This window comes from Pelotalea chapellei (genome assembly GCF_018531195.1).
Classification (GTDB): domain Bacteria; phylum Desulfobacterota; class Desulfuromonadia; order Geobacterales; family Pseudopelobacteraceae; genus Pelotalea; species Pelotalea chapellei.
Genome location: NZ_JAHDYS010000005.1, coordinates 140,356 through 157,212 on the forward strand (window position 1 = coordinate 140,356; position 16,857 = coordinate 157,212).

The 16,857-nt window shown below is 48.9% G+C and carries 18 protein-coding genes; all 18 read left to right on the plus strand.

Features of this window, described 5'->3' with window-relative positions:
* Nucleotides 1-87 precede the first annotated feature (87 nt).
* The 18 genes from KJB30_RS07010 (at nt 88) to KJB30_RS07095 (ending at nt 16,821) form a co-directional block, all read left to right on the plus strand.
* Nucleotides 88-696 (plus strand): L-threonylcarbamoyladenylate synthase, encoded by a 609-nt coding sequence (locus tag KJB30_RS07010; RefSeq protein WP_214297322.1) that lies wholly within the window; start codon nt 88-90, stop codon nt 694-696.
* 21 nt (nt 697-717) lie between these two features.
* Nucleotides 718-1,077 (plus strand): hypothetical protein, encoded by a 360-nt coding sequence (locus KJB30_RS07015; RefSeq protein WP_214297324.1) that lies wholly within the window; start codon nt 718-720, stop codon nt 1,075-1,077.
* Between the two features lie 136 nt (nt 1,078-1,213).
* Complete coding sequence (locus KJB30_RS07020; protein WP_214297326.1) at nt 1,214-2,500, plus strand: O-acetylhomoserine aminocarboxypropyltransferase/cysteine synthase family protein; 1,287 nt, start codon at nt 1,214-1,216, stop codon at nt 2,498-2,500.
* 122 nt (nt 2,501-2,622) lie between these two features.
* Nucleotides 2,623-2,991, plus strand: a complete 369-nt coding sequence (gene queD, locus KJB30_RS07025; RefSeq protein WP_214297328.1) for a 6-carboxytetrahydropterin synthase QueD — start codon at nt 2,623-2,625, stop codon at nt 2,989-2,991.
* Nucleotides 2,984-3,733, plus strand: a complete 750-nt coding sequence (locus KJB30_RS07030) for a 7-carboxy-7-deazaguanine synthase QueE (RefSeq protein ID WP_214297330.1) — start codon at nt 2,984-2,986, stop codon at nt 3,731-3,733. The genes queD and KJB30_RS07030 overlap by 8 nt, the downstream gene beginning before the upstream one ends.
* Entirely contained in the window at nt 3,730-4,452 is a 723-nt protein-coding gene (locus KJB30_RS07035) for a creatininase family protein (RefSeq protein WP_214297332.1), read from the plus strand. Before KJB30_RS07030 ends, KJB30_RS07035 begins: the two co-directional genes overlap by 4 nt.
* Nucleotides 4,449-4,841, plus strand: a complete 393-nt coding sequence (locus KJB30_RS07040; RefSeq protein WP_214297334.1) for a hypothetical protein — start codon at nt 4,449-4,451, stop codon at nt 4,839-4,841. The genes KJB30_RS07035 and KJB30_RS07040 overlap by 4 nt, the downstream gene beginning before the upstream one ends.
* Nucleotides 4,834-6,141, plus strand: a complete 1,308-nt coding sequence (gene rlmD, locus KJB30_RS07045; protein WP_214297336.1) for a 23S rRNA (uracil(1939)-C(5))-methyltransferase RlmD — start codon at nt 4,834-4,836, stop codon at nt 6,139-6,141. Before KJB30_RS07040 ends, rlmD begins: the two co-directional genes overlap by 8 nt.
* Before the next feature lie 15 nt (nt 6,142-6,156).
* Nucleotides 6,157-7,191: a tetratricopeptide repeat protein gene (locus KJB30_RS18425; RefSeq protein ID WP_214297338.1), complete on the plus strand. Its 1,035-nt coding sequence runs from the start codon at nt 6,157-6,159 to the stop codon at nt 7,189-7,191.
* A 46-nt stretch (nt 7,192-7,237) separates the two neighbouring features.
* On the plus strand, nt 7,238-7,513 hold the full coding sequence (locus KJB30_RS07055) for an HU family DNA-binding protein (RefSeq protein ID WP_214297340.1): 276 nt from the start codon (nt 7,238-7,240) through the stop codon (nt 7,511-7,513).
* Nucleotides 7,514-7,615: 102 nt separating this feature from the next.
* The gene (locus KJB30_RS07060; RefSeq protein ID WP_214297342.1) at nt 7,616-9,196 is read left to right on the plus strand and encodes an OmpA family protein; all 1,581 of its coding nucleotides are present in this window, start codon (nt 7,616-7,618) and stop codon (nt 9,194-9,196) included.
* A complete protein-coding gene (locus tag KJB30_RS07065; protein WP_214297344.1) occupies nt 9,193-9,645 on the plus strand; it encodes a hypothetical protein in 453 nt (150 codons plus the stop codon). Before KJB30_RS07060 ends, KJB30_RS07065 begins: the two co-directional genes overlap by 4 nt.
* A gap of 28 nt (nt 9,646-9,673) precedes the next feature.
* Nucleotides 9,674-10,312 (plus strand): putative periplasmic lipoprotein, encoded by a 639-nt coding sequence (locus KJB30_RS07070; RefSeq protein WP_214297346.1) that lies wholly within the window; start codon nt 9,674-9,676, stop codon nt 10,310-10,312.
* 20 nt (nt 10,313-10,332) lie between these two features.
* Nucleotides 10,333-11,979: a Na/Pi cotransporter family protein gene (locus KJB30_RS07075; protein WP_214297348.1), complete on the plus strand. Its 1,647-nt coding sequence runs from the start codon at nt 10,333-10,335 to the stop codon at nt 11,977-11,979.
* Nucleotides 11,976-12,905: a Ppx/GppA phosphatase family protein gene (locus KJB30_RS07080; RefSeq protein WP_214297350.1), complete on the plus strand. Its 930-nt coding sequence runs from the start codon at nt 11,976-11,978 to the stop codon at nt 12,903-12,905. The genes KJB30_RS07075 and KJB30_RS07080 overlap by 4 nt, the downstream gene beginning before the upstream one ends.
* A gap of 212 nt (nt 12,906-13,117) precedes the next feature.
* The gene (gene iorA / locus KJB30_RS07085; RefSeq protein ID WP_214297351.1) at nt 13,118-14,902 is read left to right on the plus strand and encodes an indolepyruvate ferredoxin oxidoreductase subunit alpha; all 1,785 of its coding nucleotides are present in this window, start codon (nt 13,118-13,120) and stop codon (nt 14,900-14,902) included.
* Nucleotides 14,899-15,477, plus strand: coding sequence for an indolepyruvate oxidoreductase subunit beta (locus KJB30_RS07090; RefSeq protein ID WP_214297353.1), 579 nt, complete (start codon nt 14,899-14,901; stop codon nt 15,475-15,477). The genes iorA and KJB30_RS07090 overlap by 4 nt, the downstream gene beginning before the upstream one ends.
* 42 nt (nt 15,478-15,519) lie before the next feature.
* The gene (locus KJB30_RS07095; RefSeq protein WP_214297355.1) at nt 15,520-16,821 is read left to right on the plus strand and encodes a phenylacetate--CoA ligase family protein; all 1,302 of its coding nucleotides are present in this window, start codon (nt 15,520-15,522) and stop codon (nt 16,819-16,821) included.
* Nucleotides 16,822-16,857: the final 36 nt, after the last annotated feature.

Genomic DNA, 16,857 nt, shown 5'->3' on the forward strand with positions numbered 1-16,857 from the left:
TACAACCGGCAGGTGTACAATATGTTTACAGGCAGGCAAGTTTTGCTATAGTCTGTGTAAGTTAACCACTACCAGAAAGGGTCTCTTATGCTGCTTGAAATTCATCCGGAACACCCTCAGCCCAGATACATTGCCCGTGTAGCACAGTCTCTGCGAGATGGTGGTATTATTGCCTATCCGACTGATACCACTTACGGTATAGGCTGCTCTATCTTCAATAAAAAAGGCATTGAACGTATTTATCAGATGAAGCAACGTGAACATAAGAAACCCTTTTCGTTCATCTGTCCAAGTATCTCGGAAATTGCTCAATATTGCCGGGTGAGCAATGTTGCTTTCAAGATAATCAAGCGATATCTGCCGGGGCCATATACCTTTGTTCTTGATGCTACCCGCGATGTGCCGGACCTGCTGGTTACGCGTCAAAAGACCGTTGGCATACGTATTCCCGATAATAAAATCTGCATCGATATCGTTCAGCTTCTTGGTAATCCTATTGTAACAACCAGTGCTAATCTTTCCGGTGAAGAACCGGTTGGGGATCCCCGGGTGATTGAAGATATTTTTGGCAGCAGGCTCGATATCATTGTGGATGGCGGTATCTTGGCCACTGATGTCAGTTCGGTTGTCAGTCTGGTCGATGATACGCCCCAGGTATTGCGGGCAGGTCTGGGGGATGTCTCATGGTGTTCGTGATGTTTCGCATGGAGCGCAGTGATGCGTAAGCGCACCATACGCAGCGGGATGCGCATCCTGCTGGCAGCTTTGCTGTTGATAATTGTGGCAAGTTTTTTCCACGCAGGAATAGCTGACTTTTTTTCTTTATCGATGCACACCGAACAACGTATTTATAGTCTCGGTATTTTCTGGGCTGCTGCCATGGGTGCATATGGAGTAATGCTTGCCACTCTTGGTTTCATACTTCCATCCACACCTCGTGATGACGGCGTGCGTGTGCTGCCCTTGTTCATGCTGATTGCTTTTGGCATGATCTTTTTCTTCTATCTGTTTGTCACTACTCTCACCACCCCTGTGAATGAAAGGCCCTTGCATCCCGGCTCAACAATCACGATCTGATTTACCCAGGGAACTTTGTAGCAATGTAGTTTTTGATTGTTCATATAAACACTGGGTAATTTTTCAATCTACTTGACTTGTTTGGGTGTAAAAGGTACTTAAGCACAATTATTTACTAACATATGTGGGAGGTATCATGGATTCACAAAAACATTCAATCGAGACACTCTTGCTTCACGCAGGCCACACTCCTGACCCCTCCAGCCTTTCCCGTGCTGTTCCCATTTATCAGACCAGTTCCTATGTTTTCAAAAACTCGGAACATGCTGCCAATCTCTTTGGTCTCAAAGAGTTTGGTAATATTTACACCCGCATCATGAATCCCACCACCGATGTACTGGAGCAGCGTTTAGCTGCCCTGGACGGCGGTGTAGGTGCTCTGGCCGTAGCATCGGGTCAGGCCGCCATCACCTATGCTGTTCTTAATATTGCCCAGGCTGGGGACAACATCGTTTCCACCAATTATCTGTATGGCGGAACCTACAACCTGTTTCATTACACCCTGCCAAGACTTGGAATTCAGGTTAAATTTGTTGATTCCTCAGATCCCGAAAACGTCAGGGCTGCCATTGATGAGCGTACTCGTCTGGTTTATTCGGAATCGGTCGGCAATCCCAAGAACAACGTGGATGATTTTGAAGAAATAGGCCGCATAGCACATGCAGCCGGCATCCCTTATGTAGTTGACAACACAGTCACGACCCCTTTTCTGTTCAAACCGCTCGAGCATGGTGCAGACATCGTGGTCTATTCGTTGACCAAATTTATCGGCGGACATGGCACCAGCATTGGTGGCGCTGTTGTAGATGGCGGCAAATTCCCCTGGGATAACGGCAAGTTCCCTGAATTCACCGAACCGGACCCCTCTTATCATGGGTTGAAATACTGGGAGGCCCTTGGCGGACTTTCCTACATTCTCAAGATGAGAGTGACCCTGTTGCGTGACACCGGGGCATGCCTCTCGCCATTCAATGCATTCCAGTTCCTGCAAGGGCTGGAAACTCTCCATGTACGCATGCCGCGCCATGTTGAAAATGCGCGCACCGTTGCCGCATGGCTTGAAAAGCATCCTGCCGTTACCTGGGTCAACTATCCGGGGCTTGCCAGTCACCAGGACAATGCCAGGGCTAAAAAATATCTCCCCAAAGGAGAGGGCGCCATTATTGGTTTCGGCATCAAGGGTGGGCTTACAGCGGGAACGAAGTTCATCGACAATGTGAAGCTTCTGTCTCACCTGGCCAACATCGGCGATGCAAAATCCCTGGTGATTCACCCTGCCTCAACCACGCATCAGCAGCTGTCCGAAGAAGAACAGATTGCATCTGGTGTTACGGCAGATTTCATCCGCCTTTCGATTGGTCTGGAAAATGTTGACGATATCATTTCCGATATTCAGCAGGCGCTGGAGATATCGCAACAATAAGCAATTCTGCTGTATAGCGTTCTCATCTCGATTCAGGGCAACTGCGACTTGTGGTTGCCCTGTTTTTTGTGTAGTATCGACAGACCGTATTTCCATATATCTTCCAGTTTCAGGAGTCCTGCATGTATAGACTAACCATCCGCACGAGCTTTGCTGCTGCACATAATCTGATCAATTACCAGGGGGACTGTGAAAATCTGCATGGTCACAACTGGAAAGTTGACGTAGCCGTTGTCGCCAATGAACTAGACAAAGCCGGGCTGGGAATAGATTTCAAAGTGCTTAAGCGTGACGCGGGCGTAATTATCAACGAGCTCGATCACAAATATCTCAATGACAATCCGGCCTTCCGCGATCTGTCACCTTCTTCGGAACACATCTCCCGCTATCTGTACGAACGTCTGTCGAAACATTTCAATAACGACAACATCAAGGTTGAATCTGTAACGGTCTGGGAATCCGATAACGCATCTGCCTGTTACTATGAGTAGTCCGCTGTACGTCAGTGAAATGTTTTCTTCCATCCAAGGCGAAGGAATGCTGGCCGGCCGTCGGCAGATATTCATACGGCTGACTGAGTGCAATCTGGATTGCAGCTATTGTGACACCGCTTTTGAAAGGTGTGATACATGCCGTATGGAGACTGGTCCCGGGTTTAATGCGTTTGATTCCATCCCTCAACCGCTCGCTCTCTCTGCAGTTCTTGAAAAGTGCGCTACTTGGATAGAACAGCTGCCAAATGCCCACCATTCCATCAGCCTGACCGGAGGCGAGCCGCTCCTCTCGAGCAATATGCTTAAGGAGTGGCTTCCGGAGCTTCGGCATAAGTTGCCGATTCATCTGGAAACAAACGGCACCATGCACCTTGCGCTTGAAACGGTTGTTCAGCATCTGGATTACATCAGCATGGATATGAAGCTTCCTTCCACATCGGGCTGTACTGACAATCTCTGGGGTCTGCACCGGTTATTTCTTAAAACTGCACAAGGCACCGATGTATCAGTAAAACTGGTTGTAGGGAATGAGTCGACACGGGATGAGATCCTGGAAGCGTGTGACATCATAACCTCTGTTGACCGGAATATCCCGCTGTTTCTGCAACCGGTAACCCTTGCAGGTGGAACCGTGGGGATTACTGCCGTTGCTCTGTTGCGTCTTCAGGGCATAGCATCCGCCCGGTTGCCGAATGTGATGGTTATTCCCCAGATGCATAAACTGCTGGGGGTTGCATGATCATTCAAGAAATGACCATGACGGAATTTGAAGCCGGTCTGGCCTGTTCCCGCACCGTGGTGATTCCCTTTGGCTCGGTTGAAGAACATGGTCCTCACCTGCCGCTCTCTACGGATACCCTTGAGGCTTTTGAAGTTGCCCGGAAGGCGGCCGGAATCATACCGTTGTTCGTCGCACCACCGGTTCATTATGGCAATTGCCGCTCAACGCTCTGCCATCCGGGAACAATCTCGATTTCCACAACTACTTTGAGAATGCTCTTCAAGGATATCGTGCGTTCGCTTCGCAACCAGGGTATGCGCAATTTCATCGCCTTGTCCGGTCATGCAGGCGGAGCCCATTGCATGGCGCTGCAGGATGCTGGTGAAGAACTCATCACCGAGCTGATGGACATTGAAATTGCAGTGGTGACTGAGCTTGATCTGGCCCGTGCAGCTGGGAGAGGGTTGGTCGAGACAGCAGGCGATTCCCATGCCGGCGAGATTGAGACTTCTCGTATTCTGCATAGCCATCCACACCTGGTAAAGGGAAGTGCTCCCTGCGAATTCCCCTCTTTTCCACCAGGTATATTGGTGCGAAATAAACGGCGTTTCTGGCCTGGCGGCGTCTGGGGCGATCCTGGCAAGGCTTCTGCAGAAAAAGGTGCCTTGCTTGAGGATCTGGTGGTAGGTAAGCTGGTTGATCTTGTGAAACTGCTTGAATCGGGTGAGTTCAAATGATGCATAATGTTGTTCGTCACCACGTTCTGTCTGGTGGTGTCAAAGCTGAAGTTCGGGATATCACCCGCCATTACTTCGGCGGCTATTATCATGTCCGCCTTGATGTACAGGCAGAAATCTGTTTGGATGAAAGCTGGTTCGAAAATCAGCTTGCTTTCGAACAGGCCTGTCAGCACCTGGGCACTTCGGTCTTTTTCAGACGTACACTTGAAAAAATGGCTGTACCTGAAGCAGAAATTGAAGCTGTACGTCTGAAATTGCTGGAAATGTACGAGAAAAACATGCTTGTGTATCTTTCTAGACCGGACTTTCCCCGACGATTTGTACTTGCCGAATACGTCAAACACGTTAAATCCGCGAGACCTAAGAGAATCTATAACCATGGCTGATGCACCTGTTACCATAGACAAACTTGCTTTCGGAGGGAGTGGAATCGGGCGTATTGATGGCAAGGTTTGTTTTGTTCCGTATAGTTGCCCTGGGGACGAACTGTCTGTTTCTATTGTCTCTGAAAAACGCTCCTACCTCACCGGTTCGATCTCTAAAATCCTGACACCTTCCTCTCAACGTACAGATCCGGTTTGTCCGTTGTTCGGCACCTGCGGCGGCTGTGATTGGCAACACATCCGGTATGAGCAGCAAAAAGAGTCCAAGCGCCAGATTCTTGCCGACGCACTCTGGAGGGGAGCACGGGTAGGCGGTGATCGAATCAGGCAGATGGTTGCATCGCAACTGCAGTATGGATATCGCAGCAGAGTCCAGTTTAAGCTTTATAAGCCAGCGGATAAGCTTGAAATTGGTTTCTTTCGCCATAATTCCCACTCCGTTGTCGATGCACCGCAAGGTTGTCCCATTGCCGCGCCAGCCATTAATGAATCACTGGTGAGTCTGCGCTCTGTACTGGCTGTATTTCCCGATCAGGAGAACCTGCTACAGATTAATATAGAAGGTGCAGAGCAAGGAATTGTTGCCATCGTACATTATGTTGGAGAGGAGCGTGACCGTGCTGCTTCTTTTTTCCTGCAGCATCAGGACCGACTGAAACCATTGACAGGCCTGTACCTGCAGACCGGGCGTAAATCCAACCTGCATAAGGTGTACGGTGATGACCAGCTGATCTATCATCTGCCCACAGGTGCCGGCGATGAATTCAGCCTGGGATTCCGTCCAGGTTCATTTTCCCAGGTGAACGCGTTACAGAATCGTGCCATGCTTGATCTTGTCAGATCTCTGGCACACTTTACCGGGAAAGAGCAGGTTCTCGATTTGTATTGTGGCAATGGTAATTTTTCTTTGCCCATCGCACGTGAAGTTGCCAATGTAACCGGCATTGAAGAATCTGCTGAGTCCATTGCCGCTGCTGTTGACAATACTCGTCGTAATGGGCTAAACAACACGCACTTTGTGTGTTCCGATGCTTCCAAAGCAACCAAACGGCTTGCTGATGAAGGCCGTTCTTTTGATACGATCATAATTGACCCTCCTCGTAGTGGTGCTGTGGAGACGGTAAAGGAAATTAGTCGTCTGCGGCCCGCCAAAATCATTTACATCTCCTGTGATCCTTCTACTCTGGCTCGGGATTGCGGCCTGCTTGGGGGAAATGGATATCAGGTATGCGTCAGTGTGCCGGTGGATATGTTTCCACAAACCTACCATATCGAGAGTGTGACTCTGCTCGAACGTATATAAAAACGAGGTAAATCAGTGAAATTTCTATCGCGTCTATTTTCAAAGAATACCGAAGATTATTTGGCCAAAGGAGCCAATCTTTTGGCTGCCGAACGTTTTTTCGATGCCCGCACAACTCTTGAAGAAGGGTTGCGGCGCCACCTGGAAAATGATGCTCATGGCGCAAACGATGAAGTTGCCATTGAATTTGCCGCCAAAATAGCCCTTGCCAATCGTGAGCTGTCGTCTCTAAACATCTGTGAAGCCGAAGGTGCAATCAGACAGGGCTTGCTGAAGAAAGCGCTGGAACATCTTGAACTTGCAAAAACACTGACAAATGACACAGTTTTACGGGAAAAGGCGGACAAGCTGCTGGAATCTGTCACGGAAAATGCCGGTACAGAGAAGGTAAATCACGTACCATCAGGTGGCTGTGGTTCCTGTTCGTCAAAAGGGCATGAAGCCTCTTCTGATGCAGTTCTTGAAGAGCCTGATATGGATCTCCTGGACTACTACGATTTGCTCATTCGGCAGCTGCCTGCTGAAATGTATAAGCGTTACAAAGGATTAGGAGAGGAATTTGCATATTTTTATATTGCTTCAAGCCGGGATGAACATGACAAGGCTTTAGCGCTGCTTGATGAGTGGTATAAAAAGGATTTCAGTGACATTTATCAGTATGAAAAAGGGAAAGTGTTGTACCGGATTGGCAAGGTAGAACAAGCAGAAACATGTTTTCTTGACGCCATCCGCCTTGAAGAAGCAAATTCTCTTGCTCACCTAGGACTTGCTCTTCTTTATATGGATGCAGGACGACTTGATGAAGCTGCAGTCCGGCTTGATCAAATGATTGCCCGGACCATGATTCCTGAACAGACGCACCTGCTGCGGGGTGAGGTGTGCATGATGGCCGGAGATGCTGCAGGAGCAATGGATATTTTTGCAGGATTGTTGCAATCACCTGTTGCCAAGCCTGCCGCAGAAAGGCTTCATCACATTCTGCTTGAAAGCGGCCGTCATCAGGAGGCTGCTCTGGTTTTTAAGAAATATCTTGGAGGGTGTTGTCACTGATAATGCCAATCCATTGAAAAATTTGCAGTTTCACTCGGGAGGAAATATGAATAGATCTGAGCTCATCGAACATCTGGCAGTCAAAAGGGATATCTCCAACAGGCGTGCTGAAGAGATAGTCAATCTGATTTTTAATTCCATGACCGAGGCGATGATCGAGGGTGATCGCATCGAAATTCGCGGTTTGGGCAGTTTTGTGATCAAGAGCTACGAAACATACACTGGCAGGAATCCCAAAACAGGTGAACCAATCACCGTGCGTCCCAAAAAACTTCCGTTTTTCAAAGTAGGCAAAGAGTTACGAGAAATGGTTATCGGCTAGTAATTATCTCCATGGGTGATCGGATTCTGCACCTGCAGAATGAACATCCCTCAGTTGTTGCCAGTAAAGGTCATTCAAGGAAAGGCACACCCCTATCACCCTATGAAAAATTTTTTTGCTATCTTAATAGCAATTTTCATATCCACGGCTACCTCTGCATTTGCTAATCCTGGTCAAAATGGATCGACCGGACTCATTTCTGTTCCCTCTGCAGATACTCTTGATGCAGGTAACGTTTGTATTGGCGTCTGGACCGATCTTAGCGAAAATAGCAACCAAGCCAAGAAGAGCGCATTAATCGCACCAGTAAGCATTACCCTCGGTATCGGCTCTTTCTGGGAAATATATGGAGCTTATCCCAATATCCTTTTTAATGATAACGAGGACGCATCGGGCAAGGGAACTCTGGATCTCGGTACGAAACTGCGTTTTCTAGGCAGTCGTGATTCTTTCTTCAAGGTGGCTGCCGATTTTCTTGCTCAACGCCATATCTCCGAAAATCTCTCTGTTGACGGAACCACCGATCTCTCAGCAAAAGTCATTGCTTCTTATTCAAAAAACCAACTTGGGATACACATGTATGCGGGATACCTTTTTCCCGGCTCCCTTCCCGGATTATCACGTGATAATGGATTTCTTTTTGGAGCTGGTATTGAGTATCTGCTGTTTTCGAGGACGAAACTTCTTGGTGAAATTGTTGGCAGCACCAGCAGTTATCCCTCATCAGAACTGAGTGCCGAAGCATCGTTGGGGCTGCAGTACTTTTTGTCGCCTCACTTTACATTTAATGTATCCGCTGGTACCGGACTTGGCAAGAATGATCCTGATTTTCGTCTTATCGCCGGATTAAGCTCATGCCAGGGTGTAGGATCATATGTCCAGCCAATTCCGTCTGTAGGTAGAAAATTTGTCCAGAAAGGTCCTGCCAAGGATCTGGTAAAACCGCTCAAGATTATTCCTATTTCCACATTGCTCCTCAAAGCTTCTGCCCCCCTGGCATCACCGGCAAACAGATTGGAAGTTGAAATGGACGGTGATGGTGAGGAAGTTTACGTCAAGCCGTATGGACAGGTCACCATTGCACCTCAGCAAGCCTCATCCAATCTTACCTCTCCAGTTATTCCGGTAGAAGTTCCAGGTAAAACTAGAGAAGAGGAAATAACTCTGCTTCCAAGTCGCAGCACCAAGGATCTCGAGGCAAGTGCCGTTGAATACACCCTGAACAGAATTAGAGGCATCACCCCTTTGTATGGTGTAGACGTCAAGGGAACAGAGGTTATGGTTCCGGATGAAGTTGTTCTTCCTGGAAAAATGGCTGTGTACCGGAAATTCAGGTTTCCCGATGTGACCTTTGATTTTGATCAATGGACATTATCCGCGGAGGGGAAAAAAATGCTCTCCGAAGTTGCCGATCAAATCAGAAAAGACAAGAAATGGCATTATTTAAAAATTGATGGACATACTGATGGTATTGGTTCCGTTTCCTACAACATGGATCTTTCCTTGAAACGCTCTATAGCCGTTGCCACTTATCTGATCAGCCACGAAGGTCTTGACCCCTTGCGCGTCTTTATCAAAGGTTTCGGCAAATCAGCTGCACTTGCCGATAACAATAGTGCAGAGGGTAGAAAAAAGAATCGCAGGACCGAAGTTATGCTGCTGGTTAACAAGGATGGCCAATGAGGTTGGCTAATCTCATATCTGGAATCCTGCTGTTTCTGGCACTGACAAGCAGCAGAGAAGTGGCTGCAGGTGATAGTGACTTATCAGAATACCTCACGAAGGTAGGCATTATTCCGGTACCAACGGCAGGTGTAACAGGAAATGTATATCAACGTGTTGATCGTCTGGTTCCTGAACTAAAAAAACTTTCGCAGGAACAGGTCATACTGCTCGAATGTCACTACAATGGAAAAATAGACAGGGAAAACGATCTTTCACGGGCTTTCACCATCGCAGCTCAGGTTGAAAAATACCTGCGTGAACACCATAAACTTCATGTTGAACTATGGCTATCGGCACATTCAAAAACAGACGGAAATGCTTCTGCACTTACCTTTTCTGTGTTATCACCATCCTACCGGGAGCTTGATCGTATGAAAGCTGAATCGGTCATGGCCCACATTGAATAGGCGTATTCCGCCGGAAGGATACAAGAACATGAGAAAATCTCTTTTGATCATACTGTTGCCATTTCTGGTCGCTGCCTGTTCTTCAATTAAAATCGTTCCTCAGCAGGTGGAAGGCGGTACCATCAATGGTGCCGATAATTCCCAGACTATTGTACGAAATGACCTGGAAATAAAGGCTCGCCTCGCCGACTCCGGTATCAATGCCTACAATCTTGAGCAAACTGTCTCTTCCTTTAATGTGAGCATTAAAAACAACTCCTCCAATGAGGTGCTTTTTTCAGACAGTTCCTTTGTACTTACCGATGAGCGCGGGTTGCAGTACGAGCAGCTGACTCCGGAACGGTTGAAGGATATTTTGAAAAAGGATTCTTATTATCTGATGCCGTACCCTTACGTTGGTTTTTACTATCTTGAGGATTTTCAGAAAACCAGCTTCTATAACCGATTCAATTCCTCATTGCCTTACTACTATGAGTTGTATCCACAGGATCTGCTCAGTAAATCCCTGCCCGCAACCTCCGTTATTCCCGGCATGTCAGTTGAAGGTCTTCTCTTCTTTAAGATTGATCTTGCCAACCATCAGCAGGTAAAGCTGCATGTGTATCGCAAGAATTCATCCAGGTCGCTTCCCGCTGACTTTATTTTCCCTTTTACTGTTCTAAAATAATAACAGGAGTACACATTCCCATGCCTCTCAGTCTTACAGAGAGCGTTTTGGGTGGTATCGGCCTGTTTCTGCTCGGCATGCGCCTCATGTCCGACGGCATTCGAACAGTTGCTGATGACCGCATCCGAAACGTTTTTGCCGTTTTCACTTCAAATCGTTTTTATGCCATGCTTTTTGGTATGGCACTTTCAATGACGCTTAATTCCGCCAATGCAGCGGCAGTTTTTTCCATAGGCCTGGCAAATGCAGGAATACTGAATCTATTTCAGGCATTAAGTGTATTGGCCGGGATACTGATCGGCGCCTCACTTACGCTGCACCTTACATGGATTCCTTACAGCCTGCTTGCGACGCCACTTCTTTTTCTAGGTGTAATTCTCAAATACTTTGCCCACCGGCGCAAGCTTGCCAATGCCGGTAATCTCCTCTTGGGTTCAGGCCTGCTTTTCCTGGGACTCACCCTTTTGGAAACTTGCTTCAGATCATCGGTCAGCCAGCCTTTTTACAGCGTCTTCAGTGAAATTTTCTTTTCAAACCCTCTTCTGGCAATGGTCTTCGGCGGCATGCTCACCTCATTCGTGCAGTCGACACTCTCTTCTGCTACAGCAATCTGTTCACTGGTTGTGAGCCACGACATGACTACGGTGACTGCAAGTGCAATGATGCTTGGTGGAATAGTAGGGGTGGCTGTAATAGGCGGGTTGGCATCCATAGGCGGCACCTCCGTCGCCCGTCGAATAGCAGCATCCTTTTTTATGATCACCCTCTGTTCGACGCTGGTACTTGTGTCGCTTGTGCCTCAGCTGCTGGATCTCATAGATGACAGATTTCCGGTCGCAGCAGTCCGAGGGGTTTCTATGGGGCGGCTGCTTTTCGAACACCTGGCATGGGTGCATACCAGTGCTTCTCTAATGGTCGCTCTGCTGGTCATCACACTGGTGGGATTTATTGCCCGGCGCGCAGGAGCCGGATTCAGGCAGAGCGAGGATGTAAACCCCCAGCCAAGCGCGCGGTACCTTGATATGCGCATTCTCAATACGCCAACTCTTGCCATAGAGCAGGTCCGCAAAGAAATCATCAGAATGGCCTCCATTACATCTTCTATGTTTGCCGAAACACAAGAAATGCTCTTTGACTTTGATGCCCGCCGGGCCGTGACGATCAGGCAGCACGAGCAGGTACTCGATTCATTGAATCATGAAATCACCTCTTTCCTGGCAGCCCTGGCCCGTACAACGTCAAATCCCGGAATCAGTTTTGAAATTCCAGGCATGCTTCAGACGGTAACAGATTTTGAACATATGGGTGATAGCACCGAAAATGTTCTTAATTGCATCGTTGATCGCAAGGAGGGCAACATCTTTTTTTCCGATGAAGCCATGAATGACTTGCGTCGACTGGCTGCGGAAGTGAAAAAGAACGTAGTTCTCACTGAGGATAGTATCAAGCAGGTAAGGACTCCGGATGATACGGAATTTCGCGAACGGAAACAGGCGGCGCGACTGCTGTTTGATGAAATCAAACAGCATCATTTTGAGAGAATCAGCTCGGGAGTCTGCCCACCCAGGGCTGCCATGCTGTTTAACGAATTCACCGCAGCCTTTGTGCGTATAGCTGAATTGTGCTGGAATATTATAACGGTGCAGGGGAGAAAGCAGAACAAATGAAAAACCGGATTGCTGCTATAGATTTTGGAACCAACACTGCGCGACTGCTGATTGCCGACCGTCCTTCGGAGGGGGGATTCAACCATATCTGCCTAGAAAGGGAAATAGTGCGGATGGGGGGCGGATTCAGCTCCGGTTCCGGCTTGTCACCAGAGGCTATTGAACGAGGTATGGCATGTCTGAAGAGGTTTGCCTCAATAATTGAATCCAACTCTGTTACAGAGGTAAGGGCCGTGGCGACCAGTGCGATTCGAGACGCAGAGAATGGTGCCTGCTTCAGGGAAAGCGTGCTTCAGGAGACCGGTATCGAGCTGATCGTAATTGATGGAAAAACAGAAGGGTTGCTGACTCTGGAGGGTGTGCTGGCCGGCCTGGACCAGAACCACGAAGATATCCTGCTCTTTGATATCGGGGGGGGCAGTACCGAATATACCCTGGCACATAATGGCGAGGCACGCTTTATCAGTAGTCTGCCCCTGGGGGTTGTGCGGCTTACCGAAGGGAAGAAGAACCTGCCAGCCATGGAAGACAAGATCCGCCGAGAACTGCAGGCTCTTGGGGAATCGATGAAAAATTCAAACTGCTCAATAAAGTCGGGTACCGTACTGATCGGTACGGCAGGTACCGCCACTACTCTGGCTGCAATAAGCTTGAAGATGGAACATTATGATTATCGCAAAGTGAATAATCTGGTCATATCCCGTAAGCAGATACAGGATATCTTTGACCGAATGGTGACTATGTCGCCTGAAGAACGTTTGAGAATCCCCGGACTTGAAAAAGGAAGAGAAGATCTGATCATAGCCGGATCAATGGTTACGCTCGCTACCATGGATATGTTTGCGTTGGATTCGATGAAGGTCAGTGATTACGGTTTGTTGGAAGGGCTGATTGTTAATGATGATTTCGCCAATGTCAGCTTCTGAAGTTGAGGTTAAAATCTAGCCGGCCTGGCCCTGTTCAGAAGGTTTTTCTAATTTTTTGATCTTGTCAAACTTTTCTCCTGCGCCCTTAAACCCGCCTCCCAGGCCAGCCCAAGATTAAAACAATGGTTGCAAACGTTTGCAATCTGCTTCCTGTTTTAGTATAGTGCCAAGACTTTAGCCGGACCATTCCACTATGCAAGCAGGTAAGCTGTATGAAAGAAATTTTGTCAGGCAATGAAGCTATTGCCCGTGGTGCCTATGAGGCTGGTTGTCGTGTCGCTTGTGCCTATCCTGGTACACCTTCTACGGAAATACTTGAAAACGTAGTCAATTATAATGAGATTAACTCCTCCTGGGCTCCCAACGAAAAAGTAGCTCTGGAAGTTGCCATTGGTGCATCCTTCGGTGGCGGACGCGCCCTCTGCACCATGAAGCATGTTGGTGTCAACGTGGCTGCCGACCCGCTCTTTACCCTGTCTTACACCGGTGTCAACGCTGGCCTGGTTCTTGTTGTTGCTGATGATCCCGAGATGCATTCTTCCCAGAATGAACAGGACAGCCGCAATTACGCCAAGTTTGCCAAAGTTCCGATGCTGGAGCCTTCTAATTCCCAGGAGTGCAAAGCCTTTACCCGTCTGGCCTTTGAACTCTCCGAACAGTATGACACACCGGTCCTGCTCCGCTCCACCACCCGCATATCTCACAGCAAATCCATAGTGCAACTTGAAGAGCCGGTGACAGGTCTGCCCGAGCCCCGTCTCATCCGTAACGCATCCAAGCTGGTCATGTTGCCAGGTAATGCGCGGGTCCGTCATCCTCTGGTTGAAGAGCGCATTTCAAAGCTTTCAAAGGATGGCGCTACCATGGCGATTAATCGTCTGGAAATGCGTGATTCTGCCATTGGAATTATTACCTCAGGCGTCTGTTATCAGTATGTGCGCGAAGTTCTGCCCACTGCTTCCATTCTCAAGCTTGGAATGGTGCACCCTTTGCCCCATGACCTGATCCGAGAGTTTGCTGCCAAGGTTAAAGCACTTTATGTCGTTGAAGAGTTGGACCCCTTCATTGAGGAGCAGATCAAAGCGATGGGTATCAGTGTGATCGGCAAGCAGATCATGTCAATCTGCGGCGAACTCACCCCCGAAAGAATTCAGAAGGCTTTTGCCTCCATCGGTGTTGCTACTGCACCTGCAGTCGCTCAGCCTGAAGAATCCCCTGCGAAGCTGCCTCCCCGGCCACCTAACATGTGCCCCGGATGTCCCCATCGCGGTGTTTTTTATACTCTCAATCAGCTTAAAGCGTACGTCACCGGCGACATCGGTTGCTATACACTTGGTTTTATGCCGCCGCTTTCAGCAATGGATACGTGTGTCTGCATGGGCGCATCCGTGGGCATGGCAACCGGTGTAACTAAAGTGGTTTCTTCCGAGGAACAGAAAAAAGTTGTCGGTGTCATTGGCGATTCTACATTCCTACATACAGGCATTAATGGTCTGATGGACATGGTCTACAACCAGTCTCCGGCGACCTTGATCATCCTGGACAACAGCATCACAGCCATGACCGGACGTCAGGACAATCCTGCTTCCGGCTATACCCTGATGGATGACCCGTCACACCGAATCGACCTGCCGCTGCTCTGCAAAGCGGTGGGAGTCAAGCATATCCGCGTTATCAATCCGTTTGACCTGGAAGAAACCCGCCGGATACTCCAGGAGGAGATGAACCGGCCGGAGCCTTCTGTCATCATTACCGACAAGCCCTGTGTCCTGATCAAGCGTGAAGGTGTCTTTGAAAAGGGGATCGTCCTTGAGGTCAGTGAAGATACCTGTACCGGTTGCAGGGCCTGTCTCAAGATCGGATGTCCTGCAATTGAATGGCGTCCTGAAGGAGAGGGGAGCAAAAAAGGCAAGGCCTATATCGATCCGTTTCTCTGTACCGGCTGTGACGTGTGCAGCCAATTATGCAAATTCAATGCAATCAGGAGGAGTAAATGAGCGAACAGATAACCAACATCCTCCTGGTTGGAGTAGGCGGCCAGGGAATCCTGCTGGCCTCGGAGATCCTTTCTGAAACCTTCATGCTGGCAGGGTTTGATGTCAAAAAGAGCGAGATCCACGGCATGTCCCAGCGTGGCGGCAGCGTCGTTTCCCATGTGCGCTACGGCAAAGAGGTTTTTTCACCAATAGTGCCCGAAGGAGAGGGAGATATTCTTTTTGGTTTCGAACTGATGGAAACCAGCCGCTATCTCTCACTGCTGAAACCGGAGGGTGCAGTGATCGTCAATGATCTGCGCATCCCGCCCCCCTCTGTGCTGATGGGGCAGGTGGCCTATCCGGATGGTCTCGCTGATCAGATAAGAAATCGTTTCCCTGATTTTCTGCTTGTCGATGGCCAGAAACTGGCTACTGAGGCGGGCAATCCCCGTGCGGCAAATACAGTTCTATTGGGGGCCGTCTCTAAGCGACTTGATGTTGCCGAGGAATTCTGGATCAAGGCTTTGGAGAAAATGGTGCCTGCAAAGGCGCTGGAAATTAACAGGAAAGCATTCATAATGGGGCGCGCGCTGTAGTTCCATCCCTGATACTATTTACTTCCAAGAGGGTAGCAGGCCATGTTTTTCAACGAAGAGTTCGAAACACTCCCGCGTCAGGCTCTGGCGGCATTACAGCTCAAAAGGCTTCAGGTCGTACTTGAAAGAGTGTATGCAAATGTGCCTTTTTACAAGTCATCTTTTGATAAAGCCGGTGTAAAGCCTGGTGATGTCAAGGGCCTTGAGGACTTGCAGCGGTTTCCTTTCACCACAAAGCAGGATATGCGCGATTCCTATCCCTATGGCCTGTTTGCCACGCCAATGGAAGAAATCGTCCGCATCCACGCATCCAGCGGCACCACCGGCAAACCTACGGTCGTAGGATATACTTCTAAAGACATTGATGTCTGGGCAGAACTTATGGCGCGTTCCTTTGTCTCTGCAGGCGCTCACAAAGGTGACATCATTCATAACGCCTACGGGTACGGCCTCTTTACAGGCGGACTCGGTGCGCATTACGGGGCCGAACGCCTGGGTGCCTCGGTTATTCCCATGTCCGGCGGCAACACCAAGAAACAGATCATGATCATGCAGGACTTCGGCTCCACCGTTCTGACTTGCACACCCTCCTATTCGCTCTTTATGGCTGAAGCAGCCCACGAGGAGGGTATTGATTTCCGCAGCCTCAAACTGCGGGTCGGTATTTTCGGTGCCGAACCATGGTCAGAGGCCATGCGTGCTGAAATAGAAGATAAGCTCAATCTCTCTGCCATAGATATTTACGGACTCTCTGAAATCATGGGACCTGGCGTTGCCATCGAATGCATCCAGGGCAAGAAAGGCCTCCATATCTGGGAAGACCACTTTATTGCGGAAATCATCGATCCCGAAACAGGTCAACGTCTTGAAGAGGGTGAACGGGGCGAACTGGTCATCACCACAATAACGAAGCAGGGCATTCCCCTTATCCGCTACCGCACCCGCGATATTACCAGCATCACCACTGAACCATGCATTTGCGGCAGGAGCCATGCCCGTATCATGCGCATGAGCGGACGTTCCGACGACATGTTGATTATACGCGGCGTCAATGTCTTCCCTTCCCAGATCGAATCTGTCCTTGTTGGCATCGAGGGAGTCGAACCGCATTATCTGCTGATTGTTGAGCGTAAGGATAATCTTGATACCCTGGAAATTCAGGTTGAGGTTGATGAACGGCTTTTCTCCGACGAGATAAAAGTGCTTCAGAAACTGTCCCGCAGGATTGAAAAAGAGATCAAGGACATGCTTGGTATTACCTGCACTGCAAAACTGGTTGAGCCGAAGAGCATCCAGCGCAGCGAAGGTAAAGCAAAAAGAGTATTTGATAACAGGAAACTGTAGGGACCGCATCTTAAAGCGAATCTGACACAGCACGTC

Bases quoted from the DNA above. Each gene is read 5' to 3' on its own strand.
- KJB30_RS07010 (WP_214297322.1), top strand. From the start codon at position 88: ATGCTGCTTGAAATTCATCCGGAACACCCTCAGCCCAGATACATTGCC.
- KJB30_RS07015 (WP_214297324.1), top strand. From the start codon at position 718: ATGCGTAAGCGCACCATACGCAGCGGGATGCGCATCCTGCTGGCAGCT.
- KJB30_RS07020 (WP_214297326.1), top strand. From the start codon at position 1,214: ATGGATTCACAAAAACATTCAATCGAGACACTCTTGCTTCACGCAGGC.
- queD (WP_214297328.1), top strand. From the start codon at position 2,623: ATGTATAGACTAACCATCCGCACGAGCTTTGCTGCTGCACATAATCTG.
- KJB30_RS07030 (WP_214297330.1), top strand. From the start codon at position 2,984: ATGAGTAGTCCGCTGTACGTCAGTGAAATGTTTTCTTCCATCCAAGGC.
- KJB30_RS07035 (WP_214297332.1), top strand. From the start codon at position 3,730: ATGATCATTCAAGAAATGACCATGACGGAATTTGAAGCCGGTCTGGCC.
- KJB30_RS07040 (WP_214297334.1), top strand. From the start codon at position 4,449: ATGATGCATAATGTTGTTCGTCACCACGTTCTGTCTGGTGGTGTCAAA.
- rlmD (WP_214297336.1), top strand. From the start codon at position 4,834: ATGGCTGATGCACCTGTTACCATAGACAAACTTGCTTTCGGAGGGAGT.
- KJB30_RS07055 (WP_214297340.1), top strand. From the start codon at position 7,238: ATGAATAGATCTGAGCTCATCGAACATCTGGCAGTCAAAAGGGATATC.
- KJB30_RS07060 (WP_214297342.1), top strand. From the start codon at position 7,616: ATGAAAAATTTTTTTGCTATCTTAATAGCAATTTTCATATCCACGGCT.
- KJB30_RS07065 (WP_214297344.1), top strand. From the start codon at position 9,193: ATGAGGTTGGCTAATCTCATATCTGGAATCCTGCTGTTTCTGGCACTG.
- KJB30_RS07070 (WP_214297346.1), top strand. From the start codon at position 9,674: ATGAGAAAATCTCTTTTGATCATACTGTTGCCATTTCTGGTCGCTGCC.
- KJB30_RS07075 (WP_214297348.1), top strand. From the start codon at position 10,333: ATGCCTCTCAGTCTTACAGAGAGCGTTTTGGGTGGTATCGGCCTGTTT.
- KJB30_RS07080 (WP_214297350.1), top strand. From the start codon at position 11,976: ATGAAAAACCGGATTGCTGCTATAGATTTTGGAACCAACACTGCGCGA.
- iorA (WP_214297351.1), top strand. From the start codon at position 13,118: ATGAAAGAAATTTTGTCAGGCAATGAAGCTATTGCCCGTGGTGCCTAT.
- KJB30_RS07090 (WP_214297353.1), top strand. From the start codon at position 14,899: ATGAGCGAACAGATAACCAACATCCTCCTGGTTGGAGTAGGCGGCCAG.
- KJB30_RS07095 (WP_214297355.1), top strand. From the start codon at position 15,520: ATGTTTTTCAACGAAGAGTTCGAAACACTCCCGCGTCAGGCTCTGGCG.